The 25,693-nt window shown below is 61.5% G+C and carries 22 protein-coding genes and 1 pseudogene; 14 read left to right on the top strand and 9 right to left on the bottom strand.

The features are described from left to right. Positions 1 to 117: 117 nt before the first annotated feature. Both BM403_RS32445 and BM403_RS32440 read left to right on the top strand, forming a co-directional pair. Positions 118 to 1,212, top strand: a pseudogene (locus BM403_RS32445) (cache domain-containing protein); the annotation flags it as partial. A gap of 87 nt (positions 1,213 to 1,299) precedes the next feature. Next, a complete protein-coding gene (locus BM403_RS32440; protein WP_370636048.1) occupies positions 1,300 to 2,067 on the top strand; it encodes a methyl-accepting chemotaxis protein in 768 nt (255 codons plus the stop codon). A gap of 674 nt (positions 2,068 to 2,741) precedes the next feature. Here the strand turns inward: BM403_RS32440 and BM403_RS05065 are convergent. The 3 genes from BM403_RS05065 to BM403_RS05055 all read right to left on the bottom strand — a co-directional run bounded on the left by BM403_RS05065 (position 2,742) and on the right by BM403_RS05055 (position 5,119). Then, entirely contained in the window at positions 2,742 to 3,518 is a 777-nt protein-coding gene (locus tag BM403_RS05065) for a nucleotidyltransferase domain-containing protein (protein ID WP_093541883.1), read from the bottom strand. Beyond that, positions 3,515 to 3,994, bottom strand: a complete 480-nt coding sequence (locus tag BM403_RS05060) for a P-loop nucleotide/nucleoside kinase family protein (protein WP_012724585.1) — start codon at positions 3,992 to 3,994, stop codon at positions 3,515 to 3,517. Before BM403_RS05060 ends, BM403_RS05065 begins: the two co-directional genes overlap by 4 nt. A gap of 93 nt (positions 3,995 to 4,087) precedes the next feature. After that, positions 4,088 to 5,119, bottom strand: a complete 1,032-nt coding sequence (locus BM403_RS05055; RefSeq protein ID WP_012724586.1) for an apurinic/apyrimidinic endonuclease family protein — start codon at positions 5,117 to 5,119, stop codon at positions 4,088 to 4,090. Positions 5,120 to 5,293: 174 nt separating this feature from the next. Between BM403_RS05055 and BM403_RS05050 the strand changes: the two genes are divergently transcribed. Both BM403_RS05050 and BM403_RS05045 read left to right on the top strand, forming a co-directional pair. Then, positions 5,294 to 5,707, top strand: coding sequence for a DUF2231 domain-containing protein (locus tag BM403_RS05050; protein WP_046036189.1), 414 nt, complete (start codon positions 5,294 to 5,296; stop codon positions 5,705 to 5,707). Then, on the top strand, positions 5,704 to 6,996 hold the full coding sequence (locus BM403_RS05045) for a PQQ-dependent sugar dehydrogenase (RefSeq protein ID WP_012724588.1): 1,293 nt from the start codon (positions 5,704 to 5,706) through the stop codon (positions 6,994 to 6,996). Before BM403_RS05050 ends, BM403_RS05045 begins: the two co-directional genes overlap by 4 nt. Positions 6,997 to 7,093: 97 nt before the next feature. Here the strand turns inward: BM403_RS05045 and BM403_RS05040 are convergent, their stop codons facing one another. Next, positions 7,094 to 8,035: a LysR substrate-binding domain-containing protein gene (locus BM403_RS05040; RefSeq protein ID WP_093541880.1), complete on the bottom strand. Its 942-nt coding sequence runs from the start codon at positions 8,033 to 8,035 to the stop codon at positions 7,094 to 7,096. A gap of 92 nt (positions 8,036 to 8,127) precedes the next feature. Between BM403_RS05040 and BM403_RS05035 the strand changes: the two genes are divergently transcribed. Together BM403_RS05035 and BM403_RS05030 are read left to right on the top strand one after the other, a co-directional pair. Further along, positions 8,128 to 9,102, top strand: coding sequence for a DMT family transporter (locus BM403_RS05035; RefSeq protein ID WP_093541878.1), 975 nt, complete (start codon positions 8,128 to 8,130; stop codon positions 9,100 to 9,102). 110 nt (positions 9,103 to 9,212) lie between these two features. Next, on the top strand, positions 9,213 to 10,133 hold the full coding sequence (locus tag BM403_RS05030; RefSeq protein WP_012724591.1) for a bifunctional helix-turn-helix transcriptional regulator/GNAT family N-acetyltransferase: 921 nt from the start codon (positions 9,213 to 9,215) through the stop codon (positions 10,131 to 10,133). A 37-nt stretch (positions 10,134 to 10,170) separates the two neighbouring features. Here the strand turns inward: BM403_RS05030 and BM403_RS05025 are convergent, their stop codons facing one another. Next, positions 10,171 to 11,574 carry an MFS transporter gene (locus BM403_RS05025; protein WP_093541876.1) on the bottom strand — a complete coding sequence of 468 codons (1,404 nt, stop codon included), beginning with the start codon at positions 11,572 to 11,574 and terminating at the stop codon, positions 10,171 to 10,173. 143 nt (positions 11,575 to 11,717) lie between these two features. Beyond that, positions 11,718 to 12,248: a GNAT family N-acetyltransferase gene (locus BM403_RS05020; protein ID WP_093541873.1), complete on the bottom strand. Its 531-nt coding sequence runs from the start codon at positions 12,246 to 12,248 to the stop codon at positions 11,718 to 11,720. Between the two features lie 154 nt (positions 12,249 to 12,402). Between BM403_RS05020 and proP the strand changes: the two genes are divergently transcribed. Together proP and BM403_RS05010 are read left to right on the top strand one after the other, a co-directional pair. Continuing rightward, positions 12,403 to 13,905, top strand: coding sequence for a glycine betaine/L-proline transporter ProP (gene proP, locus BM403_RS05015; protein ID WP_012724594.1), 1,503 nt, complete (start codon positions 12,403 to 12,405; stop codon positions 13,903 to 13,905). 53 nt (positions 13,906 to 13,958) lie between these two features. Next, entirely contained in the window at positions 13,959 to 14,465 is a 507-nt protein-coding gene (locus BM403_RS05010) for a GAF domain-containing protein (protein ID WP_093541871.1), read from the top strand. Here BM403_RS05010 and BM403_RS05005 read toward each other — a convergent pair. After that, the gene (locus BM403_RS05005) at positions 14,440 to 15,363 is read right to left on the bottom strand and encodes an AraC family transcriptional regulator (RefSeq protein WP_093541869.1); all 924 of its coding nucleotides are present in this window, start codon (positions 15,361 to 15,363) and stop codon (positions 14,440 to 14,442) included. The two genes, BM403_RS05010 and BM403_RS05005, sit on opposite strands and share 26 nt — an antisense overlap. Before the next feature lie 165 nt (positions 15,364 to 15,528). Here BM403_RS05005 and BM403_RS05000 point away from each other — a divergent pair, with 165 nt between their 5' ends. Both BM403_RS05000 and BM403_RS04995 read left to right on the top strand, forming a co-directional pair. Beyond that, entirely contained in the window at positions 15,529 to 16,551 is a 1,023-nt protein-coding gene (locus tag BM403_RS05000; RefSeq protein ID WP_093541867.1) for an alpha/beta hydrolase, read from the top strand. Between the two features lie 38 nt (positions 16,552 to 16,589). Further along, positions 16,590 to 17,750 carry an MFS transporter gene (locus tag BM403_RS04995; protein ID WP_093541947.1) on the top strand — a complete coding sequence of 387 codons (1,161 nt, stop codon included), beginning with the start codon at positions 16,590 to 16,592 and terminating at the stop codon, positions 17,748 to 17,750. Here BM403_RS04995 and BM403_RS04990 read toward each other — a convergent pair. Continuing rightward, positions 17,702 to 18,019 (bottom strand): SDR family oxidoreductase, encoded by a 318-nt coding sequence (locus tag BM403_RS04990; RefSeq protein WP_224795913.1) that lies wholly within the window; start codon positions 18,017 to 18,019, stop codon positions 17,702 to 17,704. The two genes, BM403_RS04995 and BM403_RS04990, sit on opposite strands and share 49 nt — an antisense overlap. Before the next feature lie 106 nt (positions 18,020 to 18,125). Between BM403_RS04990 and BM403_RS04985 the strand changes: the two genes are divergently transcribed. Further along, positions 18,126 to 20,699 (top strand): bifunctional diguanylate cyclase/phosphodiesterase, encoded by a 2,574-nt coding sequence (locus BM403_RS04985; RefSeq protein ID WP_093541865.1) that lies wholly within the window; start codon positions 18,126 to 18,128, stop codon positions 20,697 to 20,699. On the opposite strand, the gene BM403_RS04980 is transcribed toward BM403_RS04985, so the two are convergent. After that, positions 20,700 to 21,521 carry an AraC family transcriptional regulator gene (locus tag BM403_RS04980; RefSeq protein WP_093541863.1) on the bottom strand — a complete coding sequence of 274 codons (822 nt, stop codon included), beginning with the start codon at positions 21,519 to 21,521 and terminating at the stop codon, positions 20,700 to 20,702. A gap of 98 nt (positions 21,522 to 21,619) precedes the next feature. Here BM403_RS04980 and BM403_RS04975 point away from each other — a divergent pair, with 98 nt between their 5' ends. The 3 genes from BM403_RS04975 to BM403_RS04965 all read left to right on the top strand — a co-directional run bounded on the left by BM403_RS04975 (position 21,620) and on the right by BM403_RS04965 (position 25,382). Then, positions 21,620 to 22,831 carry an MFS transporter gene (locus BM403_RS04975; protein WP_012724602.1) on the top strand — a complete coding sequence of 404 codons (1,212 nt, stop codon included), beginning with the start codon at positions 21,620 to 21,622 and terminating at the stop codon, positions 22,829 to 22,831. Between the two features lie 130 nt (positions 22,832 to 22,961). Then, complete coding sequence (locus BM403_RS04970; protein ID WP_012724603.1) at positions 22,962 to 24,086, top strand: sensor histidine kinase; 1,125 nt, start codon at positions 22,962 to 22,964, stop codon at positions 24,084 to 24,086. A gap of 129 nt (positions 24,087 to 24,215) precedes the next feature. Then, positions 24,216 to 25,382 carry a GGDEF domain-containing protein gene (locus BM403_RS04965; protein ID WP_093541860.1) on the top strand — a complete coding sequence of 389 codons (1,167 nt, stop codon included), beginning with the start codon at positions 24,216 to 24,218 and terminating at the stop codon, positions 25,380 to 25,382. The last annotated feature ends 311 nt before the right edge of the window (positions 25,383 to 25,693 follow it).

Below are 25,693 nucleotides of genomic sequence, written 5' to 3'. Positions count from 1 at the left end.
CTTTGTATTGTGTACAAAAAACCCTAAAGATTTACCGGTATCGGGCCGAAACAGCAAAAACAGCGAATCGCCGTATTTTATTGATTGAAATCGGCGATTTGGCCGCCCTCTCCGCTGATGGTCGTCTCGATGAAAATAAAAAATAAACTGGTACTGGCATTCGTCTCTGTCGCTTTTATCCCGGTAAGCCTGGTGGCGGTGATCTCGGTCATGAACACGCGCACCCAGGCCGTGGATCAGTTCATCGATGGCAGCACCCGTGAAATCCGCCAGATCGATGGCAACATCCGGCAGTTCTTCGACGGCACACTGCAAAACGTCGATCAGATGGCCACCGACCCTGTATACACGTCGGTGAACACGCTGAAAAACTATCAGCCCACCGACGCGGCCAGCCAGCCGATGCCGGCCGAAGCGCAAGCCGTGATCGACCGTTTCGCGCGCTTTGGTGCCACGCACCCGGCGGCGGCGATCCTCTCCATCGGCCTGGAAGACGGCACCTACGCCAAATGGCCGGATGACCCGCAACTGGCCAAGTACGACCCACGCACCCGCCCTTGGTACAAGGCCGCGATGGCCAGCCCCGGCAAGACCGTGCGCACCCCCGCTTACTACTACGACAAAGACGACGTGGCACTGGTGGGCACCGCGCGGGCGCTGTTGGACAACGGCAAGCCCAAGGGCGTATTTGTGGTCAGCGTGTCGCTGAAGAACCTCACCGAACTGGTCAAAAGCATCAAGCTGGGAGAAAGCGGCTATGTGATGCTGATCGAAGACGGTGTGGTGCTGGTAGACCCGCGTGACGCCGCCCACAGCTTCAAGCCGCTCAAGGACCTGGGCGCCCCTTATGCGCATTTGGCCGACACCCCGCAGGGCTCCACGGAAGTGGTGATCGACGGCGTGCGCTACATGGCCAACGTGTGGACCTCGCCCGGCCTCGGCTGGCGCTATATCGGGCTGATCGAACACCGTGAAGTCATGGCCGAAGCCACCCGCATGACCTACCTCACCGCGACCATCGTCGGCGTGCTGGTGCTTATCTTCGGGCTGATCGCGGCGGCGTTCTCCAAGGTCATCGTCAAACCCATCGGCCAGGTCAGCACCGGCCTGCAGTCCATCGCCCAAGGTGAAGGCGACTTGCGCCACGAACTGCAGGTACAGGGCAAAGATGAAACCGCCGAACTGGCCGGCTGGTTCAACAAGTTTCTCGCGGCGATCCGCCAACTGATCCAGCATATCGGCGCGGCCTCGGCCAACCTGCAGAACGCCTCCAAGGTCAACAGCGAGGTGGCGCACAACATGAACGAGGCCGCCGGCCGGCAACGCGAGGCGGTCGAATTGGTGTCGACGGCGTTCAACGAGATGGTGGCTACCGCCAACGAAGTCGCGCGCTCATGCAGCGGTGCCGCGGAATCCGCCGAAAACGGGCACCGGCGTGTGGCCGAGGGCAAACAGCAGATCGAAGCCACCACCGATAACGTCAACCGTCTGGGTCGTCGCCTCACCGAATCGTCCCAGGCCATGGTCGAGCTGGAAGCCGGCAGCCGCAGCATCAACCAAATCCTCGGCACCATTCGCGCGATCGCCGAACAGACCAACCTGCTGGCGCTCAACGCCGCCATCGAGGCTGCCCGTGCCGGTGACCAGGGCCGTGGCTTCGCCGTGGTTGCTGACGAAGTGCGCGCGCTGGCCAAACGCACTTCCGACTCCACGGGCGAGATCGAGCAACTGCTCGGCACCCTGGAAAACAAGACCCAGGAAGTCACGCAAAAAATGGGCAGTTGCCTGGACCTCTCGCGCGCCAGCGTCTCGTCCATCGAAAGCGCGCGGGACAGCTTTGAAGGCATCCAGACGTCGGTAAACGAAATCCGCGACCAGAACCTGCAGATCTCCGCTGCCGCCGAGGAGCAGCACAGCGTGGCCGAAGAGATCAACCGGCACATCCAACAGATCTACGACGAAGCGCGGCTGGTGGAAAGCCTGGCCAACTCGGCGCAGGACGACTCCGGGCGGCTGTCGGACCTGTCGGATGAGTTGAATGGGCTGGTGGGCCGGTTCAAGTCCTGAGGAAGGCGGCGATGCTCATTGAGGTGCCGCCTACCGTCAACGGGGTAAAGGCGTGAACGAGCGACATGCGGGGGGTCATACGCCAATCGTATGAGCCTGGAAGTGCGCGACCAACATTGAGTGAGGGAGCTGTCGACCCCCAGCGAGGCTGCGAAGGCGGCGACACTGCCAGCATCTTCAGCGCCTGACACACCGCTATCGCAGCCTCGCTAAAGCTCGACAGCTCCCACAAGGGATCGGCTGTATAAGTGGGATTTTGGTCGTAGCTACGAGCGCAATTTGAGCCACGACGAAAATCAAATGTGGGAGCTGTCGAGCCCCAGCGAGGCTGCGAAGGCGGCGGTACTGCCAACATTTTCAGCGCCTGACACACCGCTTTCGCAGCCTCGCTAAAGCTCGACAGCTCCCACAGGGGATCGGCTGTGTGGATGGGATTTCGGTCTTAGCGGCGAGCGCAATTTGAGCCACGACGAAGATCAAATGTGGGAGCTGTCGAGCCCCAGCGAGGCTGCGAAGGCGGCGGTACTGCCAACATTTTCAGCGCCTGACACACCGCTTTCGCGGCCTCGCTAAAGCTCGACAGCTCCCACAAGGGATCGGCTGTGTAAGTGGGATTTCGGTCGTAGCGGCGAGCGCAATTGAGCCATGGCGAAGATCGGTATGGGAGCTGCTATCTACCTTTGCTGTGAAACCATCCAGCCCAGAAATGCTTGAAGCCGATCTAAGAATTTTTCGCTGTCGGCACTGGGGTTTCGGGCTTCAAACAGGAAGAAGGCCACTTGGGCAACCTGCGTCGGATAACCCCGTAGGAACAGCGCAACATGCTCTTCAAGTGTCTGCGGCCACGTCGATCCGTCTTCTCCACTCAATACCTGGGTGGCTCTGATCAGTTTGCGCGACGCTTCGCGCTGCAAGCGAAGGCGTTCTTGCTCGGTGTCGGCACGTGCGATGCGGGTGACATAGGCTGTCAACACCGCGGCATAGTCACCATTCACGGCCAAGGCAATGTCCAGTGACGGCCGAAACCGCTCGAAGTGCAGTGCCAGGTCATTGCCCCATACGCATCGGCAATGGTGCTTGAGCCAGTAGCCCCAGCGGTTCCGGTTTTCAGCCGCAAGTGCTTGTGCGCGGCTGCCGATATCGAAATCCACCTTGGTGACGTGCGGGTGCCGCCGCTCCAGGTCGCACCGCACGACGTCCAAGCGCGCCAACTGCGTTGACGTCGGCGACTCGCGCAGCACCAGCGTGAGATCAAGATCGGAAACACCCGGGACGGCATCGCCGCGCGCCACACTGCCATAGAGGTAAATGCCGTCCACCCCAAACTCTGGAGGTGAGAGTTGGTTGCAGACATCCTCAAGCAATGGCTGAAACTCACGCTGCACGGGGCCGTCGGAAACCGTGAGGATAAAACCGTCGGCGTCCACGCCAGTGGATCGCGATGCGCTCATGGCCGATGCCTCTCGATCACCAGCCCCTCCTCCTCGCTCGGCACGCAGAAGTGGCGGGTAATCAGGTCAAATTCGGCATCCGTGGCGGCAAAGTCATGGTCACCTTGGGCGTTGCGCGCGTGCAGTCGGGCGCGGCAGGTGGCGTCATCCTGTTCAAGGTAATGCAGGCAGTGCGGGACCTGGGCGACGTGCGCCAGGCCCAACAGCCATTCGCGGCTGGCCAAGGTATTGGCAGGAAAATCCAGCACCACGTTGACGCCCGATTGCAGCATATTGATGACCAGCGGCCCCAGCACGCCGCGAATACGCTGGGCGCAGCTGAGGTAATCGGCAATGGCGCGGATTTCACCGGGGTATAGCGTGGCGAGCCAGTGGTCTTCACTCAGCACAATGGCGGCGTGCTCGGCGGCAAGGCGCGCGGCGAGCGTGGACTTGCCCGAGGCGATCTTGCCGCAGAGCAGATGCAGGGTTGGCATAGGGCGGTTCCTTGTGTCAGGCCTGCCAGCATGCAGGCTGAGGATTGATCGCACAACGTCCTGCACGCCTTGAGCTATTGCGATGGCCCCTCTTCAAGGTGGGCTGCGCCGCTTCCAGTGCTCATAGAACGCCAATGAGGCGACGTTCTTGTCCTTGGCTTCAAGCATGATGTCGAAGCGATCGAGAAATTGCAGCGCGTAGTCGTTGGTCCAGCGGTTCCACATCTGCGCGCTGTGGGCGTACAGGTCGCGCTTGGACACCACCTGCAACAGCGCGTCCATTTCCAGCTTATGCTCGGCGTCGAATCCCAGTTCCTGCAGGCTCTCCTGAGGTTGGGAATAGTGCAGGGTCGGCCGTACGCCGCGCCAGCTTTCGATCACGCGGGCGACCCGCTCCGAGTGGGGGTCGATGTAGTGGTTTTCGTTGACCCAACAGTGGTGAATGTCCAGCACCACCGGCGCCAGGTCGGCCACTTGCAGGCAATGATCGAGGCCGTAGGTCTTTTCGTCGTTCTCAAAGGTGATGCAGTTGCGCGCCACTTCCGACAGGCGCGACCACACCGCACGGGTGCCTTCCACCCCGAGGCGGCCGGCAATATGCACATTGCACTTGAGGTCCTGGAAGCGCCGGCCGTAACCCATCATGCGGATCATGTCGGCGTGGTATTCGAATTCAGCCAGGCTGTTTTCCACCACGCCGGGGTTCTCCGAACCGAGCACACAGTACTGGCCGGGGTGGAACGACAGGCGGATATCCGCAGCGCGGGCCAGCTCGCCGATGGCGGCGAAACCTTCCACCAATTGACGCTCGATGGCCGGGTCTTTATAGACGGCGGCAACGTTCGGATGGCTATAGAACGGCAGCAGATCACTGCTCAGGCGCAGCATGCGCAGGGTCGGTGGCAGTCCGGCGACATAGCTCAGCAGGCGTAATTGGGCGGCCAGGTTGTGGGTGACCACTTCCACCAATTTGTCGCGAGCCACCTGCGGCGAGACACTCTCCATCCAACGCAACGTGGTCGTGCGCGGGTTGAAGGGGCCTTCGATCAGCTTCAAGGCGCTGGCCGACAGCAGGCGTTCGGGATGCTTGTACTGGCATGCAAAGCCGATGCGAGGATGAGTCATGGAAGCGCCTGACGGAATAAAAGTGCGGAAATGATACGGCGTTAGGCCGAAACTGGCCCAGTGGGTTCACAATATTTCGACACGATTCACGCTGAACTTTCTGACACGCGGTGCGTTCATTTCCTATGCGCTGCCCTGCTAAGGGGCGTTGTACAACAAGGAGCCGCTACCACGATGACTACCCTTCCCGCTTACCGATACACACCCGGGCCGCTGCATGCGACCTTACTGGCCGGCACCGTGCCGTTGTTTCTCGGTGCCTTGCTCAGCGACATTGCCTACACCCAGACCTACCAGATTCAATGGGCCAACTTCGCGTCCTGGTTGATTGCCGGCGCGCTGGTGTTTGCTGGCTTCGCGTTTCTGTTCGCGCTGGTCAACCTGCTCCGTGCCGAACGCAAGGCCGGGCAACCCACACGCTATGTCCTGCTGCTGTTGGCCACCTGGGTAGTGGGCCTGGTCAATGCCTTCCAGCATGCCAAGGATGCCTATGCCTCGATGCCGACCGGCCTGGTCCTGTCGGCCATCGTCTTGCTGCTGACACTGGCGGCCACCTGGACCGGCCTGCGCGCGGGAGGTGTCAAATGAAAACGTCCAGCACCCTGACCCTGTTGAGCGCCACATTATTGCTCGCCGCCTGCGGTGGCGAAGGCGACAAGACCCAGGCCCGCGGCCCCGACCCCAAGCTGCCGGAACAACAAAGCAGCCTGTTGCCGAGCATGAAGATCGCCGAGCCTGCGCCCTGGGGCGAGCAGAAACCCAAGGTTCCGGAAGGCTTCAGCGTCACGGCGATCGCCACGGACCTCGCCATCCCGCGCCAGACCCTGGTGTTGCCCAACGGTGACATCCTCGTGGCCGAAGGCCGTGGCGGCAGCGCGGCCAAGCTCAAGCCCAAGGATGTGATCGCCAGCCTGATCAAGGCCGAAGGCAACACCAAGGTCAAGAGCGGCAACCGCCTGACGTTGCTGCGCGACGCCGATGGTGACGGCACCTACGAACTCAAGACGGTGTTCGCCGACAACCTCAACGCACCGTACGGCCTGGCGTTTGCCAACGGCAAACTCTACGTGGCCAACCAGGACGCGCTGGTGAGCTTCGACTACGCCGACGGCCAGACCAAGGCCAGCGGCCCGCCCAGCACCGTCACCGACCTGCCGGCACAGATCAATCATCACTGGACCAAATCCCTGGCCGTGAGCGCCGACGGCAGCCAGCTCTACGTCGGTATCGGCTCCAACAGCAACGTCACCGAACGTGGCATGGAAGTGGAGATCGACCGTGCGATGGTCTGGCAGATCGACGCCACTACCGGCGCGCACAAGCCCTACGCCACCGGCTTGCGTAACCCGACGGCACTGACCATCCAGCCGGACACCGGGCAATTGTGGACGGTGGTCAACGAACGCGACGAGCTCGGCCCGGACCTGGTGCCGGACTACCTGACCTCCGTGCGCGAAGGCGCGTTTTACGGCTGGCCCTACAGCTATTGGGGCCAGAACGTCGACCCGCGCGCCCAACCGCAGAACCCGGCCAAGGTCGCCGCCGCGATCAAGCCGGATTACAGCCTGGGTTCCCACGTGGCGGCGCTCGGCGTGGACTTTTCGATCCCGCAAATGGGCGAGAAATTTGCCGACGGCGTGTTCGTCGGCGAGCACGGCAGTTGGAACCGCGACAACCCAGTGGGCTACAAGGTGATCTTTGTGCCCTTCAGCAACGGCAAGCCGTCCGGTGAGCCGATCGACTTTGCCACTGGCTTTCGCGGTGACGACGGCAAGACCCGTGGGCGTCCGGTGGGTGTGACGGTGGACCCGAAAGGTGCGCTGATCATTGCTGATGACTTGGCCAATACCGTGTGGCGGGTGACACGTAATCAGTAGCTGGCTGCGCGTGATCTGCTTTTAACCTCGGGCGCCCCGTCTAACACGGTGCCCGAACCCAGGCTTGAATCGGGGGCTAACCCGGCAGGACGCCGGGTTAGCTACGGGTGACGCGCTCGCCGACGCCTTCCCCCTCGTCATCCTGCAACTGCGCTTCCAGCCAAGCCAGCAAGGCCGAAACCTCCGCCCGGTCCCTCTCCCCTTGGTGCCTGTACACCGAAATAGCCTCAGGCAAATGCACACTCTGCGCACACGGCCTTACGAGCGCGCCGCTTTCAATCAACCGACTCGCCGTACGCCGCCAGCCCATGGCGATACCGTGCCCTTCCACGGCCGCTTGCAGCATCAGCGGGTAACTGTCGAAGCTGGCACTGCGTGCATTCCCGGCCATCAACTGCCCGAACACCCGTAGCCACTCATCCCACTCCATCAAGTGGGGCGCGTCAGCCCTGTGGTGCAAAAATGTATAGGACTGCAATTCGGTGATCGGCAGCGGTTGTTCCGCGCTCAGGTAGGCGGGACTGCACACCGGAAACACCTCGTCGGAGGCGGTGAACATCAACGGATGCGAGCCACTGGCGCGCCAGGTGCTTTGCAGCGCCACGTCGAAAGGGCCATTGAATTCCGTGAGTGGCCGGGTGGAGGTCACCACCTGGATCTCGATGTGCGGGTACTGCTGGTGAAACGTGGAGAGGCGCGGCATCAGCCAATAAAACGCTTCGCACAATTGGCACAGCAGCACCACCCGGTTGCGGTGGTGCGACGCGCGCAGGCTGGCGGCCCCCTCGCTGATGCTTTGCAGCGCAAGGCTCACCACCCGCCCGAGCTCACGCCCTTCCTGGGTGAGGAACACTGCGCGATTGCGCCTTGAAAACAGCTTGACGCCCAAGTTGTCTTCCAGGCCCCGAATCTGCCGGCTGATAGCGGCCTGGGTGATGTGAAGCTCATCGGCCGCCCTGGAGAAACTCTCCAGGCGCGCCGCCGCTTCAAAGGGCAACAAGCTCGCGAGCGGCGGTAAGGTTTTGCCGAGTGCATTCATAATCTGAGGTTATGCATCCAGGGCTGAGAACTCGTTTGTAGCATACCCGCGTGGCTGGGCACCATGAATGCATGACTTCAGGGACACTCTCCATGCAGACCTCCGCTTTCCTCGGCGTAAGCCTTGCCGTTATCGCGCCCCTGGGCTGGGCGCTGAATTTCATCGCGCCATACGTCACCGGTGAATACAGCCTCTTTGACTTCATGGCGGTGCGGTACCTGATTGCCGGCGTACTCGGCTGCGCGGGGTTGATCCTGTACCGCGCCCAATTGCGCTGTCTTGGCCCGCGCCGGTTGTGGATCGCTGCCGGACTCGGTGTAACGGGCTGCCTGGGCTACGGCGCCTGCATTACCGCTGGCGTCGTCTTCGGCGGCCCGGTGTTGACCCCGACGTTTGTCAGCCTGGTCCCCGTGTTACTGGCCCTGCTCGGTAACGCCAGGAACAAGACCGTGCGCTGGTGCCGGCTGGCCATCCCGCTGGGGTTCTTGACGGCAGGATTGCTGCTGTCGAATCTCAGCAGCCTCCAACACGCTCCTGCGAACAGTGGCGACTGGCTGGCCGGTCTGTGCTTTTCAGTAGGTGCCGTGGTGGTGTGGGTGGGCTTCAGCGTGATCAACCAGAAGCACTTGCAGGCCCTCGCGCCCTCCGCAACCGGCGTCTGGACCGCGCTCATGCTGACGGGCAGTGGTATTGCCACGCTCTGCCTGGTACCGCTGGCGCAGATGCTGGGCTTGTTCAAGCTGCCAACCCTCGGTTTCGGCTTTGCCCAGGCGGGGCCATTGTATGCCTGGTGTTTGTTTATCGCGCTGATGTCGACCCTGATCGGCGCCTGGGCCTGGAACGCTGCGACCCAGCGTCTGCCGATGGTGCTGAGCAGCCAGTTGATAGCCCTTGAATCCCTGTTCGCCAGCCTGCTCGGCCTGTGGTTCAGCACGCGCTGGCCCACGCTCATGGAAACGGCCGGGATAGCCGCGGTATTGATCGGTGTGGTCCTGGCTGTTCGCATTATTCTGACGGCCAGGCAGCCCGCCACCACGCGTCACGCCTTGAAGGAAATACGGCAATGACCGCAACAGGCCAGCACGGGCAATGGTTGTGCGCACCTGATCAAATGGATTGACATGCTTGCCTGAAGCAACAATATAATTGCCCCAGGCAACCATTCGAGTATTCGCGCATGTCTACCCCTCTGCTGATCGAGCGCGCCGGTGTCGTGCGCGGCTTCAACCGCTTCTATACGCAGCAGATCGGCGTGCTGCAGGAACACCTGCTGCAAAGCGACTACTCGCTCACCGAAATCCGCGTGATGTACGAGTTGTCTTCCCGAGGCGATCTCACCAGCGCTGACCTGTGCCACATGCTCAGCCTGGACGCGGGTTACCTGAGCCGGCTGGTAGGCGGCCTGGAAAAGCGCGGCCTGATCCAGAAAGTCCGCTCCGTTACCGATGCTCGCGCGGTGCAATTGCACCTCAGCGATCTCGGTCGCGCCGTGTTGGCGCCCTTGGAGCAACGCACCCAGAACGAAGTCATCGCCCTGCTCGACAGCCTGCCGGAGCAGCAACAGCATCAGCTCACCGAAGCCATGAAACGCATCCAGGCCCTGCTGCAAGGCACGGCGCCCAGCTATCTGCTACGCGATCCACAACCCGGCGACATGGGGTTGGTGGTGCAACAACAAACCGCGATATACGCGCGTGAATATGGCTGGAATTGGGAATTCGAAGCGCTGGTGGCGGAGATTGTCGCCAAGTACCTGCGCGAATTTGATCCGACCTCCGAGCGTTGCTGGATCGCGGAAAAGGACGGTGACGTGGTGGGGTCGGTGTTTGTGATCCGCCATGACGACACCACAGCCAAGTTGCGCATGCTCTACGTGGATGCCAGCGCGCGGGGCATGGGCATCGGCCAGCGTTTGGTGGACGAGTGCGTGCGTTTTGCCCGCCAGGTGGGCTACACCCGCATGCTGCTGTGGACCGTGGACATCCTGACCGATGCGCGCAAGCTCTATCAGAAAGCCGGGTTTGAGTTGGTGGAGGAGGAACCGATGGTCAGCTTCGGTAAATCCCTGGTCAGCCAGACCTGGGCCCGCGCGCTGTGAAACGGTCCCGCGCGATTGCCGCGCGGGACGTCAAGCCTTACAGGTCGGTGATTTCCTTGTGGCGCGGCACCAGCGTCTTCATCACGCTCCAGGCCACCAGGTAGGCCAGCGCACAGATCGCGAACATAATCATGTAGCCGGTGTGGATATCGTTGACTGACTTGTAGTAGTCGAACACCCAGCCACCAATCTTGGTCATCACCACCCCGCCCAAACCGCCGGCCATGCCGCCGATGCCGACCACCGAGGCCACGGTCTTCTGCGGGAACATATCGGAGACGGTGGTAAAGATGTTGCACGACCACGCCTGGTGCGCCGACGCGCCCACGCCGATCAACAATACCGGCACCCAGAAGCTGATGTAGCCCAGGGGTTGCGCCAACAGCACCACCAACGGAAACAGGGCGATCACCAGCATGGCTTTCATGCGGCCGTCATACGGCGCATCGCCACGGGCCATGAAGTAGCTCGGGAACCAGCCGCCGCCGATGCTACCGACCATGGTCATGCTGTACAGCACCGCCAGGGGCAGCACGATGTCGGGACCTTTCATGCCGTATTGCGCCGACAAGTAGGTGGGCAGCCAGAACAGGAAGAACCACCACACGCCGTCGGTCATGAACTTGCCGAAGGCGAAGGCCCAGGTCTGGCGGTAGGTGAGCAACTTGAACCACGAGACTTTTTTCTCTGCCACGCCCGCAGTTGCCGGGGTGAACGGCTGCACGGTCTGGTCGCTGCGGATATACGCCAGCTCGGCGGCCGACAGGCGTTTTTGCTCATCCGGCTTCTTGTACAGCGCGACCCACACCGCCACCCATACAAAGCCCAGGCCGCCGATCACGATGAAGGCCGCTTCCCAGCCCCATAACCCGGCAATCAACGGCACGCAGATCGGCGCCAGGATCGCCCCAACGTTGGCACCGGAGTTGAAGATACCCGTGGCCAGGGAGCGTTCTTTCTTGGGGAAATATTCAGCGGTGGCCTTGATCGCAATCGGGAAGTTGCCCGCTTCGCCAATCGCCAGCACGGCGCGGGAGAGCATAAAGCCGGCAATCGACACCGGAATCACCGCCAGGCCGATTGCACCGCTGATCGCCGCGATGCCCTCGCCCATCGGTACCGAGAACGCATGCATGATGGCGCCTGTGGACCAGATGCCGATCGCCACCACGTAGGCCGCCTTGGTGCCGATCTTGTCGACAAAACGCCCGGCGAACAGCATGGAGATCGCGTAGACAAACTGGAACACTGCGGCAATGTTGGCGTAATCGGTGTTGCTCCAGCCAAATTGCGTCGACAGTTGCGGCGCCAGCAAGCTGAGCACCTGGCGGTCGAGGTAGTTGACGGTGGTCGCGAAAAACAGCATCGCGCAGATGGTCCAGCGGTAGTTACCTACTGCTTGGCCAACGCGATGAGCATGGATGGGCTCGATCAAGTTCATGGCATCACTTTTTATTTTTGTTAGGTAGGACATATGTAACGTCATATGTCGTCGTACAACTGTGGCTTTTATATCGAGGTCCCTATCCCCTGTCAATCTGAAAGATTAGGGTTATATGAGGTCTTGCGCGGCTGTGAAAAGTGTCAGCTTTGAGCGGTTGTAGGATGACAAATCCTGAATACCCGGCTGGGTGGCTTGCCGGGTACATCATCGAGCACGCCGAAAGGCTGCATGCCAAGCTTCTCCAGCACGCGGATCGACGCCGCATGGTCGGGCCGGACCAGGCCAAATACCTCGGGTAACGCCAGGGTTTCAAATGCCAACTTCAGGGCATCGCGCCCCACTTCGGTGGCATAGCCCTGGCCCCAGGCTTGCTCGGCAAAGCGGTAACCCAGGTTGATGCGCCTTTGCGTCAGGTAATTGAGAGGCGCGATACCGCCAAAGCCGATGATGTGCTCGGGTGCTGCGTGGCGCGCAATCGCCCACCAGCCATAGCCCTCGCTGGCCCACTGCTCGAGCCAGCCGTCGAGCAGGCGTTGCGCATCGGCCAGGCACGTCAGGGGGCCGGCGGGGTTGAACAGGTGGGTCCGAGGGTCGCCGAAGATCGCGAACAATGGCTGCAGGTCGCTGGGGAGTGGCTGACGGTAGGTGAGACGCGCGGGGCTGGCGAGCATTCGGATAACTCTCTGGAAAATTCACAAAGTTCAATGCATCTGCAAAAAAACGCAAATACGGGTGAATTATTTCATGTCCGCTTGTATCTGAACTGACAGAGCGGTGCCATCGCTGCGATGGCACCTCCCCTGTTCTGCTTTAGAGTGCCCCCGCATGAAATTACGTAAGAAAAGCGTCAAACCCATCGGTTTGAAAGACATCACCATCGTTGACGACGCCAAGGTGCGCAAGGCAATCACCGCTGCCGCCTTGGGTAACGCCATGGAATGGTTCGACTTCGGCGTCTACGGGTTTGTCGCCTATGTGCTCGGCAAGGTGTTCTTCCCGGACGCCTCGCCCAGCGTACAAATGATCGCTGCATTGGGTACCTTTTCGGTGCCCTTCCTGATTCGCCCGCTGGGCGGTCTGTTCTTCGGCGCACTGGGCGATAAATACGGGCGGCAAAAAGTACTCGCCGCCACCATTGTGATCATGTCCCTGAGCACCTTTGCCATTGGCTTGATTCCCGGCTATGCCTCCATCGGCATCTGGGCGCCGATCCTGCTATTGCTGTGCAAAATGGCCCAGGGCTTCTCGGTCGGCGGTGAATACACCGGCGCGTCGATCTTCGTCGCCGAATACGCCCCGGACCGCAAGCGCGGTTTCCTGGGCAGCTGGCTGGACTTCGGCTCCATCGCCGGTTTCGTGCTCGGCGCCGGTGTGGTTGTACTGATTTCCACCGTGTTGGGTGAAGCCGAGTTCGAAGCGTGGGGCTGGCGCCTGCCGTTCTTCCTCGCCCTGCCCCTGGGCATCATCGGCCTGTACCTGCGTCACGCGCTGGAAGAAACCCCGGCGTTCCAACAGCACATGGACAAACTCGAGCAAGGCGACCGCGAAGGCCTGACCCACGGTCCCAAAGTGTCGTTCAAGGAAGTCGCGACCCAGCACTGGCGCAGCCTGCTGACCTGCATCGGCATCGTCGCGGCCACCAACGTGACGTACTACATGCTGCTCACCTACATGCCGAGCTACCTGTCGCATAACCTGCATTACAAAGAAAACAGCGGCGTGCTGATCATCATCGCGATCATGGTCGGGATGCTGTTCGTGCAGCCGTTCATCGGTTTTGTCAGCGATAAGATCGGTCGCAAGCCGTTCATCATCGCCGGCAGCATCGGCCTGCTGTTCCTGTCTATCCCTGCCTTTATGCTGATCACCAGCGGCAAGATCGGGCTGATCTTCGCCGGTTTGCTGATCCTGGCGGTGATCCTCAACTTCTTTATCGGGGTGATGGCCTCGACACTCCCGGCGATGTTCCCCACGCACCTGCGCTACAGTGCATTGGCCAGTGCGTTCAACGTGTCGGTGTTGATCGCAGGCGTCACCCCGACTGCCGTGGCCTGGCTGGTGGAAAGCACCAACGACCTGTACATGCCCGCCTACTACCTGATGGTGTTTGCGGTCGTTGGCCTGGTCACCGGCCTGACCATGAAAGAAACCGCCAACAAGCCGTTGCGCGGCGCAGCGCCGGCCGCTTCGGACATGGAAGAAGCCAAGGAGCTGCTGCAGGAACATCACGACAATATCGAGCAGAAGATCGAAGACATCGATGCCGAGATCGCCGAATTGGAAGCCAAGCGCAACAACCTTGTGCAGCAGCATCCACGGATTAACTAAGCCCTCAACGTGCGTGGTGGGCCAGGACCACCACGCAATTGGAGTGTTCACCTATGATTCCTAGCGTCACCTCAGCACAGTCCCTGCTCAGCGCCGATGAGCGCGCTGCCATCGCCGAAATAGAAGCCAGCACCAGCATCCTGCAACTGGTCACCCGCCTGACCGGCATGCGCTTTGCCGGCCTCGCCAAATTCACCGACCAGGAATGGGTGGTCTGCTCCGTGCACGACACCGCCGAAATGGGCATCCAGGTCGACGACGTGCTCGACCTCGAAACCACGCTGTGCAGTGAGTTCTTTATCAACCCTCAGACGCTGTTCATCCCGCAGATCAGCCAGAGCGGCCGTTTTGCCACGCGCCCGGTGGTCAAGCAATTCGCCATCGAAAGCTACGCCGGTGCGCCGATCTTCCTGCCTGACGGCCGCCTGTTCGGTGCGCTGTGCGCGCTGGATTCCAGGGCGACGCTGTTTGAAGACCCCAACCTGCCGGAAACCCTCAGCCTGTTCGCGCGGCTGATCGGTTGTATTTTCTACGCTAACCTGACGGCGGCTGATCACTGACAGTCGCTTTGCCACGCAGTGCCGCCACATCGCGCTTAGGCGGCATGCCGAACAAGCGGCTGTACTCGCGGCTGAACTGTGACGGGCTTTCATAGCCCACTTTGAACGCGGCACTGGACACGTCCTGGTGCTCGTTCAACATCAAGCGCCGCGCCTCATTCAGGCGCAGCCACTTCTGATACTGCAACGGGCTCATCGCCGTCAGCTGGCGAAAGTGATGATGAAAGGTTGCCGCACTCATTTGCACGCGCGCCGCCAATTCATCGACGCGCAATGCCGCGTCGTAATTGAGCTTCAGCCAATCAATCGCTTTGGCAATCCGATAGCCCTGCCCGTCGACGGAACAGATCTGACGCAATCGGCTCGCCTGGTCGCTTTTCAGTAGACGATAGTGAATCTCGCGCTGGATCAACGGTGCCAGCACCGCAATTGCTTCGGGTTCATCCAGCAGCGCCACCAGACGCGCGAAAGACGCCAGCATGCCCTGGGTCACCGTACCGATGCCCACCCCCTTCAGCACCGCCCGCTCCCGCGCCGGCGGCAGCTCACTCTGAGCGATCAGCTCGGCCAATATGCGCAAATCCAACTTGAAGGTGAGCCCAAGGCAAGGTCTTTCGGGGCTGGCCACCAGCACTTCGGAATTGGCGGGAATGTCCAGTGAGGTCACCAGGAAGCGCGAAGTATCGTATGGATAACCCTCACCCCCCGCCCACAGCTGTTTTGCACCTTGGGCAACCAGCACGATGCACGGCTCGACCATGCACACCACGGGGCTTGCGGGCCGTTCACGTCGGTAGAAGCCAAGACCAGGAATCGGCATGGGGTAGTCGCCCGGTGCCTGCACCCGCGATCCAATAGCCTGGATCAGCGCGTCCAGGGGCGTTTCATTGATAGTCATGACAGGCTCTTTTTCTCTCGTCATCGGACTTTACCCCGAGCGGTCCGTGGCGTCCCGGCAAACCGCAGAACTCAGAGGATCAGGCAAGTAATCCATTCAAACGCACTACAGAACCCTGACCGCCCCCGGGAAAATGTGCGCACCCAACCCCTCAAGGATCATCCGATGAAAAACCTCCTGCTCACCCTGGGTTTGCTGGTGACCTGCACCTCTTCACTGGGAGCCGATATGTCCAACGGTGCCAACAACTTCTACACAAGCGACAAGATCAATGTCGAAAAGGTCACCTTCAACAATCAATACGGCATGGCGGTCGCGGGCAACCTGTTTGTGCCCAAGGACCTTGCCCCCACCTCCAGAAATGCTGCGATTATCGTTGGCCACCCGATGGGTGCCGTCAAAGAACAGAGCGCGAACCTCTATGCGACCAAAATGGCAGAACGGGGTTTTGTAACGTTATCCCTGGATCTCCCATTCTGGGGAGAAAGTGCCGGCACACCACGCAATGCGGTGTTGCCCGAGCTCTACAGCGAAGCCTTCAGCGCCGCCGTGGATTACCTCGGTACCCAGCCAATCGTCGACCGCGAGCGCATTGGCGTGATCGGTATCTGCGGCAGTGGCAGCTTCGCCATCGCTGCCGCGAAGATCGACCCACGCCTCAAGGCCATCGCCACGGTCAGCATGTACGACATGGGCGCCGCGACTCGCAATGGCCTCAAACATGGCGTGACCTTGGCGCAACGCCGACAGGTACTGCTGCAAGCGGCCAACCAGCGCTATGTGGAATTCCAGGGGGGCGACACCGTCTACACCGGCGGCACACCGAACGCCCTGACCGGCGATGCGGTTGGCGATGAGTTCTACGATTTCTATCGCACATCGCGCGGTGAGTTCACCCCCACCGGCGCCTCGCCACACACCACCACCCGGCCGACGCTGAGCAGCAACGTGAAGTTCATGAACTTCTACCCGTTCAATGACATCGAGACCCTTTCTCCGCGTCCGCTCTTGCTGATTGCCGGCGCCAATGCGCACTCCCGCGAATTCAGCGAGGACGCCTACCAGCGTGCTGCCGAGCCCAAGGAACTGGTGATCATCCCCGACGCCGGGCATGTGGACTTGTACGACCGGGTCGACCTGATCCCGTTCGACACGCTCGCCGGCTTTTTCAGGAAGTACCTGAAGTGACGACCGCCGAGCCAAAAAACTGGGGCGCCGTACTCGCAATGTCACTGGCGGCATTTGCCCTGGTGGCCTCCGAGTTCCTGCCCGTGAGCCTGTTGACGCCGCTGGCGACCGACCTGCATATCACCGAGGGCCAGGCCGGACAGGGCATTTCGGTATCAGGGCTGTTTGCCTTGCTCACCAGCCTGGTAATTGCGGCCGTGGCGGCGCGGGTTGAACGCAAGCGCTTGCTGCTGTCCTTGACCCTGCTGATGATCATTTCTGGCACGGTGGTGGCATTCGCACCCAATTACTCCGTGTTCATGCTGGGCCGCGCGTTGATCGGCGTGGCCATCGGCGGCTTCTGGTCACTGTCGGCCGCCACCGCCATGCGCCTGGTGCCCGCAGCCCAGGTGCCGCGGGCATTGGCTATCGTCAATGGCGGCAACGCACTGGCAACGGTGATCGCGGCACCGTTGGGCAGCTTCGTCGGCGGCTTGATCGGCTGGCGCGGGGCGTTCTTTTGCGTCGTCCCCGTTGCAGTGCTGGCGGCGGCCTGGCTGATGCTCAGTCTGCCGTCGATCAAAGCGCAGGGGGCGGCAAAAAACGGCCGCCTGTTGGGCTTGATGAAGCGCAAGCCGGTGGCCTTGGGCATGCTGGCGGTCAGCGTGTTTTTCATGGGCCAGTTCATGCTGTTCACTTACCTGCGACCGTTTCTGGAGGCTGTCACCCAGGTCAGTGTTTCCCGGTTGTCGCTCATATTGTTGGTGCTGGGCCTGGCCGGACTGGTGGGGACGCTCCTGATCGAGCGTTTGCTGAAAAAGAGCGTGTTCCTGACATTGATCATCATCCCTTTGGTGATGGCGGGGATTGCGCTGGCGCTGGTCAAGGTCGGCAGCTCCATGGTGATGACCACGTTGTTGCTGGGGCTCTGGGGCCTGGTCGCCACCGCCGCGCCGGTGGGCTGGTGGACCTGGCTGTCGACAACCCTGCCCGACGATGCCGAGGCAGGGGGTGGCTTGATGGTCGCGATCATCCAGCTGGCGATAGCATCGGGCGCTATCGTTGGCGGCCTCGTGTTTGACTGGAGCGGTTACCAGGCTACCTTCCAGTTGAGTGCGGCGGTGCTGGGTGCGGCAGCCGTGTTGGCGTGGCTCGCGGCTCGCGCCAGCGGTTACCGCGCACTGTCGATGATTTGCCCGCCATCCGGTGTGAGGCTGTAGCCGGTAATGAATTGCGCGTCCTGGCTGGCCAGGAACAGCACCACCGGCGCAATGTCATCTTCAGGCGAGCCGTAACGCCCCAGCACATTGGTCAGCGCCGGGGCGTCATACGCATCGCCCCAGGTGTCGGCCACCGGCAACAGGTTGTTGACCGTGATGTTGTCCACTCCCCATTCTCGCGCCGCCGAGCGTGTGAGTGCGCGTACGGCTTCCTTGGCGATGTTGTAGGTGCATAGCCTGCCGGTGAAGCCCAAAGCCAGGGGACGCAACGCGCTCCAGCGTGAGCCCTGATCCGCTGCAACGCTCTCAACGTTTTGCCACGGCCGCCGATAACACGTCATACCCCTGACTTGCAGCGACGCTCTGCGGGAAACAATGCCGAACTCTCTCGCTCCTATCGTCCGCTCGCTTTCCGACCGCACCAGCCTTTCACTGGCGCGCACCTCGCTGTTCCGGTTCATGGGCTTGTTGGCCGTGGTATTTGCTGCCGCGGCCTACTCGCTGGTTTACCTCGCCCACGAACTGGACCGTTCCGAGCAGGTTGAAAGCGCCTTCTATACCCGTAAAGCCGTGCAATCGCTGGAGAAAACCTTACGGGTGACCGTCAAGGACTACGCCTTTTGGAGCGATGCCTACAAGCACTTGCACGTTAAAGTCGACAATGACTGGGCTTACATGCGGGGCAATCTCGGCGCCACGTTGTTTGATGATTTCGGTTTTCAAGGCCTGTTTGTGGTCAACGACGCCGATCGCACGGTGTACGCGGTCGTCGACGGCAAGCTGCTGGATATCGACCTCACGCAATGGCTGGGCCAGCCCATTGCCGGGATTCTCGACCAGGCCCGTGCGGGTGCCGACAGCGAAACACCGATCACCACCTTTATCAACGTGCACGGCAGCCCCGCGCTGGTGGCGGCCGCCGCCATCACTCCCGGCACCGACCCCACGGTGCGGGCCGATGGCCGGCCGGCCTCGGTGCTGATCTTCATCGACATCCTCAACAGCGCCAAACTGGCCGTGATCGGCGATGAGTTCGGCGTGAACAAACTGCACATTGCCAGCCCCGATGAAATCGGCAAAACGTTGCTCTTTCCCCTCGGCGACAACGGTACCGCCGGCAGCCTGCACTGGGAGCCGGCCCGGCCCGGTTTGCGGCTTATGGGGGTCGGTCTGCCGCTGCTGGGCCTGGCCGCGTTGCTGGTGTGCCTGATGACCTGGGCCATTTCGCGCCGCACCACCGCCGCCGCGCTCGCCCTGGATGCGAGCCATTCGTCGCTGCAGAACAGCCAGAATGCCCTGGCCACCAGCGAAGCACGCTTTCGCGATGTGGTGGAGGCCAGCTCCGACTGGGTGTGGGAAATCGACGCCGGTTGGCGCTTCACTTACCTGTCGGAACGCTTCGAAGGCGTCACCGGGTTGACCCGCTATGCGTGGATCGGGGCGACGATGAACGACTTGCTGGAGACCGAGTCGGGCCTGCTTTCCCAGTGGCTCAGCGCACCCGGACGACGCCCGGATATCAGCGTGCAGTGTCGCTACGTCGATGCAGCAGGACAGGAACGCACCACTCGGCTGTCGGCGCGAGAGATGCCGTGCGGCGGGTTTCGCGGGACGGCCACCGACGTGACGGAAGAAGTCGAAGCCCGTCGGCGCATCGAGTTCTTGTCCCAGCATGACGCCCTGACCGGGCTGCCCAACCGCACCCGCCTGCAAGCGTTCCTCGACGGCAAACTCAAAGCCCTGCCCTCCACCGAACAGCCCCTGGTGATGCTCAGCCTGGACCTGGATCGGTTCAAGCCGGTCAATGACCTGCTCGGGCACGCGGCCGGTGACCGGGTGCTCAACGAAGTGTCTGCGCGCCTGGCGGACTGCGTGCGCCATGGTGATCTGGTCGCTCGTGTCGGCGGCGATGAATTTGTGCTGATCCTGACCGATGCAGGCACTCAGGACGAAGTCGAAACCCTGTGTAAGCGGTTGATCGAATCCATCGAACGCACGATCAGAATTGACGAGCAAGAGGTGTTCATCAGCGCCAGTATCGGGATTGCCATCGCGCCCAACGATGCCCGCGAAGCCGCGGAACTGCTGCGTTACGCCGACATTGCGCTGTACGAGGCGAAGGCCGCCGGGCGCAATACCTGGCGGTTCTATTCCGGCGACATGAATGCGCGGATCATCGAACGTCGGCGTCTGGAAAGCGACCTTCGGTATGCGATCAAACATGCGGAACTGCGCCTGCACTTCCAACCCCGCTATCGCATCGCCGACGGGCAAATGGTCGGCGCCGAAGCGCTGGTGCGCTGGCAGCACCCGGTACGCGGCCTGATCGCGCCGGACACTTTTATTCCGATTGCCGAAGAGTCCGGGTTGATCCTGGCGCTGAGCGATTGGGTACTGGAGACCGCTTGCGTGTGTGCCGCGCAGTGGCCGGAGCCTCTTTTTGTGTCCGTCAACCTGTCACCCACGGAGTTCAAGCGTGGCAACCTGGTGGAGCGTACGCGGCAAGCGCTGAATAGCTCAGGCATTGATCCCGCGCGCGTAGAACTGGAAATCACCGAAAGCGTCATGCTTGAAGATGCCACCGGGGCGCTTGAGGTAATGTGCACACTCAAGCAATTGGGCGTACGCATTGCCATGGATGACTTCGGCACCGGCTACTCGTCCCTGAGCTATCTGCGCGCCTTCCCGTTCGATGGTTTGAAAATAGACCGCAGCTTCCTCACCCGACTGGAGGAAAGTGACGATGACAAGGCAATTATCCAGGCGATTGTCGGGCTGGGCCGCGCCCTGGCACTAACAGTCACGGCCGAAGGCATTGAAACCGCCGAGCATCTGGCGCTGCTCAAGGCCGTGGCCTGTGAAGAGGGCCAAGGCTATTTCCTCAGTCGGCCATTGGATATCGAGGCGCTCAACAGCTTGCTCGACGTGCACGCCGGCACCGTGCAGTGATTACCGGAAAAACTGGCTCGGCGTCTTGCCAAACTGTTTCTTGAACATGCTGGTAAACGCGCTCGGGCTTTCATAGCCCAGTTCCAGGGCGATATCGATCACCTTCTCGCCCACCGCAATGCGCTCCAGCGCCAGCAGCAGCCGCGCCTGCTGACGCCACTGGCCGAAGGTCATGCCGGTTGCCTTGCGGAACAGGCGCTGGATGGTGGTCTGGTCCAGGTTCAGGCGCGCGCTCCAATCCGCCACGGTGGAGGCGTCCCCCGGATCGTCCTGTAACGCAAGGCAGATCTGCTTGATACGCGGGTCGGCGGGCTGGGGCAACGCCAGTGGCAGCGCCGGCAGGATGGCGAGTTCGTCGAGGATCAGGTGCATGATCCGCGCCTCCCGCGAGTCCTCGGCGTACGGCGGTTTCAAACTCACCGACGCCCTGATCAGCTCGCTCAGCAGCGGCGAGATGCTGACCGTCTTCGGCTCGCCGGGCATGTTCGGGAACCGGTCCGGGCGCACAAACACGCTGCGCATTTTCAGGGTGCCGACACAGCGCAACGAATGCACCTGCCCGCTGGGCATCCAGATCCCGCGATTGGGCGGTACCGTCCACTGGTTCAGCGCCGAGTACACCACCATCACCCCTTCGATGGCGTAGAGCAGTTGATGTTTTTCGTGGCTGTGGTCGGGGATCACCCAATTTTCCGGGTAATCCGTGGCGGAACTGATGACCGCCCAGGCGCCTTCGTTGATTTCCTGGAGAAATTCATTCAGTGGTTTGATCATTTCGCCCTTTTTGCGATGGTTGCCGCCCGAATTACGCGAGACAGGCATTCATGACGAATCTAGCATAAACGCCGAATCATTTTGTAATGGATGGTGACCTTAAGAAGTCGCCGCCTCTGATTAGCTGCCTTGTATGGAATGCCTGCATGTCGACCCTCACCGCGTCACCCGCCGCTGCAACCACTGCACCCCAAGCCAGCCCCTTGGTCATGCGTATCCTCGGCGCCTGCGCCTTGGCGCATTTGATCAATGACCTGATCCAGGCCGTGCTGCCGTCGATCTACCCGATGCTCAAGGCCAACTACGGGCTGTCGTTCACCCAAGTGGGCCTGATCACCCTGACCTTCCAGCTCACCGCCTCGCTGCTGCAACCCTGGATCGGCTACCACACCGACCGCCACCCCAAACCGTGGCTGCTGCCGGCGGGCATGGTGTGCACCTTGATCGGCATCCTGATGCTGGCGTTTGTCGGCAACTTCCCGGCGATCCTGCTGGCGGCCGGCCTGGTCGGCGTCGGCTCGTCGACCTTCCACCCGGAAACTTCGCGTGTCGCGCGCCTGGCCTCCGGCGGTCGCTACGGCCTGGCCCAATCGACCTTCCAGGTCGGCGGCAACACCGGCAGCGCGCTGGGCCCGTTGCTGGCGGCGGCGATCATCATTCCCTACGGCCAAGGCCATATCGCCTGGTTCGGGCTGTTTGCCGTGTTCGCGATCCTGGTGCTGTACGGCTTGAGCCGCTGGTACCGCAACCACCTCAACCTGTTCAAGCTCAAGCAAGGCGGCAAAGCCACCCATGGTTTGTCCAAAGGCCGCGTGACCTTCGCCCTGGTCGTACTGGCCGTGCTGGTGTTTTCCAAGTACTGGTACATGACCAGCCTGACCAGCTACTTCACGTTCTACCTGATCGAAAAATTCCAGCTGTCGGTCTCCAGCTCCCAGATGTACCTGTTCCTGTTCCTGGGCGCAGTGGCGGTCGGCACCTTCGCGGGCGGCCCCATCGGCGACAAGATCGGCCGTAAGAAAGTCATCTGGTTCTCCATCCTTGGTGCAGCGCCGTTCACCCTGGCGCTGCCCTACGTCGACCTGTTCTGGACGGCGGTATTGAGCGTCGTGATCGGGTTTATCATCGCCTCGGCCTTCTCGGCCATCGTGGTCTTTGCCCAGGAACTGGTGCCGGGCAATGTGGGCATGATCGCCGGGATCTTTTTCGGCCTGATGTTCGGTTTCAGCGGGATTGGCGCGGCGCTGCTCGGTTTGCTCGCTGACACACACGGTATCGAGTACGTCTACAAACTGTGCTCGTTCCTGCCACTGGTGGGCATCCTGACCGTCTTGCTGCCGTCTACCAAAGGCATTTGACCGCACTTATCCGCATGACTGACGCAGGCAGGGACGCCTGCGCAGCATGCCGCAAGCCAATCCGTGCTTAAATCCTTGTTTGGCAGCTTCCCGCGCATTTCTGCTCGCCGCCCCTCCAAGGAACCCCCGCATGCGCCTGCCAGACTTCATTCTTGCAAACCTCGAACCGATTCTTCAGGCCTGGGAAGACTTTGCACGCACCATCCAGACCCCAGGCGCCGACCTCGACCGTGCAGGCCTGCGTGATCACGCCGAACAGATGCTGCACGCCATCGTACTCGACCTGCGCACCAGCCAGACGGTGCAGGAACAAACCGAAAAGGCTCAGGGGCTGGCACCGCAGAATGACACCGAGAGCCCCGCTGAAACGCATGCGGTAACCCGCTTGATGGCGGGGTTCTCCATCGACCAGATGGTGTCTGAATACCGTGCGTTGCGCACCAGCGTACTCAGCCAGTGGCTTGACCAGATCAAACACGGCACGGCGCTGCAAGTCGACGACATGAACCGCTTTCATGAGGCCATCGACCAGGCGCTGGCGGAATCCATCGCCAGCTACTCGCGCGCGGTAGAAGCGTCGCGCAATGTCTTCCTGGGCATTCTCGGTCACGACCTGCGCACGCCGCTGGGTGCGATTCTGCTGGGCGCCGACATGCTCAGGCGTTCGCCGGCCTTGGGCGAGCGCAATACCCGCGTGGCCACGCAGATTTACACCAGTGTCCAACGCGCCAGCCAGATCGTTGGCGACCTGCTGGATTTGACGCGCTGCCAGATGGGCCCCGGCATTCCGGTCAAACGCACGGCCGTCGACCTGGCACCGATCTGTGAACGGATCGTCGACGAAATCCGCGCGTTTCACCCCGACTCACACATCCTGTTCGAAGCGACAACCCAGGCCACTGGCGCCTTCGATGGCCCGCGCATGGAGCAAGTGTTTTCCAACATCATCAGCAATGCAGTGCAACACGGTGATGCGCGTTCACCGATCAAGGTGCAATTGTCGGCGTCAGCAGAGACGTTGGTGTTCGCGGTGCACAATCGCGGCAACCCCATCCCGGTGGACGTTTTGCCATTTATCTTCAACCCCATGGGGCGCTTTTCCCAACGCGCGGTGATTGAACACGGCCCCACGGAAGGCCTCGGGTTGGGCTTGTTCATCGCTTCTGAAATTGTGGCGTCCCACCAAGGGTTGATTGAAGTCGAGTCGAGCCTGGCGTCTGGTACGGTGTTCCGCGCAACGGTGCCTCTGTACTGACCTGCGTGCACTGACCTACGTGCACCGACCTCCGCGGGCTGATAGCCGTTCGCCAGTAAGGCTCCGAAAACCGCTCGCGAAGGCTTACAATCGCGGTTTTCAACGCAACCCTGGCAGACCCGGCAGCACATGACGCTCGACCCTCCTACGATTTTGGCACTCACCGTTGCCCTGGCAGCCGCTGCCGCCCTGTACCTGGCCGTTGAATGGCGCAGTGTGCGTGAACCTTCGCTGCTGTACTGGAGCGCCGGTTTCGCGACCATCAGCATCGGGTCCACGCTTGCGCTGCTGCGCATCAATGGCTTTGTGATGATCGGCATCTGGTTCGCCAACGGCCTACTGGTGAGCGCGCACTTTCTGTTTTTGCTCGGCGTGGCGCGGTTCACCCAGGTGCGCCTGTCACGCCTTTGGCTGCTGATGCTGGCGGTCTGGTTCGGCATGCTGATGCTGCCGGCCGACCTGCAGTGGTCCAAAGCCATGCTGGGGGTGCAGTCGCTGCTGGTGGCGCTGCCGACCTTGCGCGCCAGCTTTTTGCTGCGCCCCCATGGCAAATCGTTGAGCATCGGCGCGGTGCAATTGCGTTATGTGCTGCTGATCCATGGCACCTTCTATGTGGCCAAGGCCCTGTCGGTACTGATCCCCGGCACCTTGATCGACCTTGCCGCGTTCAAGGGCGAAATCATCCAGGTCTCCCTCGTGGAAGGCGCCATGGCAATCATGCTGATTGCCCTGTCGATGACCGGCTCCGAACGCTACCGACGCGAACAACAGATCGCCCGCCTCGCTGCCCGCGACCCCCTCACCGCTCTGTACAACCGCCGCGCCCTCGACCTGCGCGCCCCACGCCTGCTGGCCCAGGTGTCGCCGGCGCAACCGGGTGCGTTGCTGCTGATCGATATCGACAACTTCAAATCGGTCAACGACCTCCACGGCCATATCGCCGGCGACCGCTTGCTGATCGCGTTGAGTGAAATGATCCGCGGCGTGGTGCCCCGAGGTGCGCTGGCCGCACGCCTCGGCGGCGATGAGTTCGTGATCCTGTTGAACCCGGCCTCCACGGAGCAGATTGTCACGCTGGGCAGCAGCCTGCGCGACCAGTTTCACCAACTGGCCGCGCAGACCTTCGCCACGCCCGCGCCGGTCACCCTGAGCATCGGCGCCAACCTGTTTGATCAACCACCGCCGAGCCTGACGGCGCTGATTGAACAAGGCGATACCACGCTGTATGAATCCAAGCGGGCTGGCCGTGACAGCATCCGCCTGGTCGACCGGACCGGCACCGGCCCGTACGGCTAACTGCTTTTTCCAAAATCGACGGTGGCGGCGAATGCAAATGAGATGACGACCGTTGCAGCCATGCCAACACAAGCATCGACACAACGTTTTAGCAACCACAGTAACCACGATGCGAAGCGAGCCGCTCTTGATCTTGATCTTGATCTCAGGCGCCCCGTCAAACACGCTGGCCGTAATTCGACAGGGATTTGGGGGGTAAACCGGCAGGGATGCCGGTTTAGCCGCCCCGCGCCATGGATGGCGCGTGGCGGCGGCCCCCCAAATCCCTGTCGGATTACGGGCACACCGAGCGTGAGCGAGGTGCCGAGTGT

The organism is Pseudomonas sp. OV546 (assembly GCF_900116845.1).
Lineage (GTDB): Bacteria > Pseudomonadota > Gammaproteobacteria > Pseudomonadales > Pseudomonadaceae > Aquipseudomonas > Aquipseudomonas petroselini.
This window is presented reverse-complemented; position numbering and strand designations above follow the sequence as displayed.

Bases quoted from the DNA above. Each gene is read 5' to 3' on its own strand.
- BM403_RS32440 (WP_370636048.1), top strand. From the start codon at position 1,300: ATGAACGAGGCCGCCGGCCGGCAACGCGAGGCGGTCGAATTGGTGTCG.
- BM403_RS05065 (WP_093541883.1), bottom strand. From the start codon at position 3,518: ATGAGCGCATCGCGATCCACTGGCGTGGACGCCGACGGTTTTATCCTC.
- BM403_RS05060 (WP_012724585.1), bottom strand. From the start codon at position 3,994: ATGCCAACCCTGCATCTGCTCTGCGGCAAGATCGCCTCGGGCAAGTCC.
- BM403_RS05055 (WP_012724586.1), bottom strand. From the start codon at position 5,119: ATGACTCATCCTCGCATCGGCTTTGCATGCCAGTACAAGCATCCCGAA.
- BM403_RS05050 (WP_046036189.1), top strand. From the start codon at position 5,294: ATGACTACCCTTCCCGCTTACCGATACACACCCGGGCCGCTGCATGCG.
- BM403_RS05045 (WP_012724588.1), top strand. From the start codon at position 5,704: ATGAAAACGTCCAGCACCCTGACCCTGTTGAGCGCCACATTATTGCTC.
- BM403_RS05040 (WP_093541880.1), bottom strand. From the start codon at position 8,035: ATGAATGCACTCGGCAAAACCTTACCGCCGCTCGCGAGCTTGTTGCCC.
- BM403_RS05035 (WP_093541878.1), top strand. From the start codon at position 8,128: ATGCAGACCTCCGCTTTCCTCGGCGTAAGCCTTGCCGTTATCGCGCCC.
- BM403_RS05030 (WP_012724591.1), top strand. From the start codon at position 9,213: ATGTCTACCCCTCTGCTGATCGAGCGCGCCGGTGTCGTGCGCGGCTTC.
- BM403_RS05025 (WP_093541876.1), bottom strand. From the start codon at position 11,574: ATGAACTTGATCGAGCCCATCCATGCTCATCGCGTTGGCCAAGCAGTA.
- BM403_RS05020 (WP_093541873.1), bottom strand. From the start codon at position 12,248: ATGCTCGCCAGCCCCGCGCGTCTCACCTACCGTCAGCCACTCCCCAGC.
- proP (WP_012724594.1), top strand. From the start codon at position 12,403: ATGAAATTACGTAAGAAAAGCGTCAAACCCATCGGTTTGAAAGACATC.
- BM403_RS05010 (WP_093541871.1), top strand. From the start codon at position 13,959: ATGATTCCTAGCGTCACCTCAGCACAGTCCCTGCTCAGCGCCGATGAG.
- BM403_RS05005 (WP_093541869.1), bottom strand. From the start codon at position 15,363: ATGACTATCAATGAAACGCCCCTGGACGCGCTGATCCAGGCTATTGGA.
- BM403_RS05000 (WP_093541867.1), top strand. From the start codon at position 15,529: ATGAAAAACCTCCTGCTCACCCTGGGTTTGCTGGTGACCTGCACCTCT.
- BM403_RS04995 (WP_093541947.1), top strand. From the start codon at position 16,590: ATGTCACTGGCGGCATTTGCCCTGGTGGCCTCCGAGTTCCTGCCCGTG.
- BM403_RS04985 (WP_093541865.1), top strand. From the start codon at position 18,126: ATGCCGAACTCTCTCGCTCCTATCGTCCGCTCGCTTTCCGACCGCACC.
- BM403_RS04980 (WP_093541863.1), bottom strand. From the start codon at position 21,521: ATGCCTGTCTCGCGTAATTCGGGCGGCAACCATCGCAAAAAGGGCGAA.
- BM403_RS04975 (WP_012724602.1), top strand. From the start codon at position 21,620: ATGTCGACCCTCACCGCGTCACCCGCCGCTGCAACCACTGCACCCCAA.
- BM403_RS04970 (WP_012724603.1), top strand. From the start codon at position 22,962: ATGCGCCTGCCAGACTTCATTCTTGCAAACCTCGAACCGATTCTTCAG.
- BM403_RS04965 (WP_093541860.1), top strand. From the start codon at position 24,216: ATGACGCTCGACCCTCCTACGATTTTGGCACTCACCGTTGCCCTGGCA.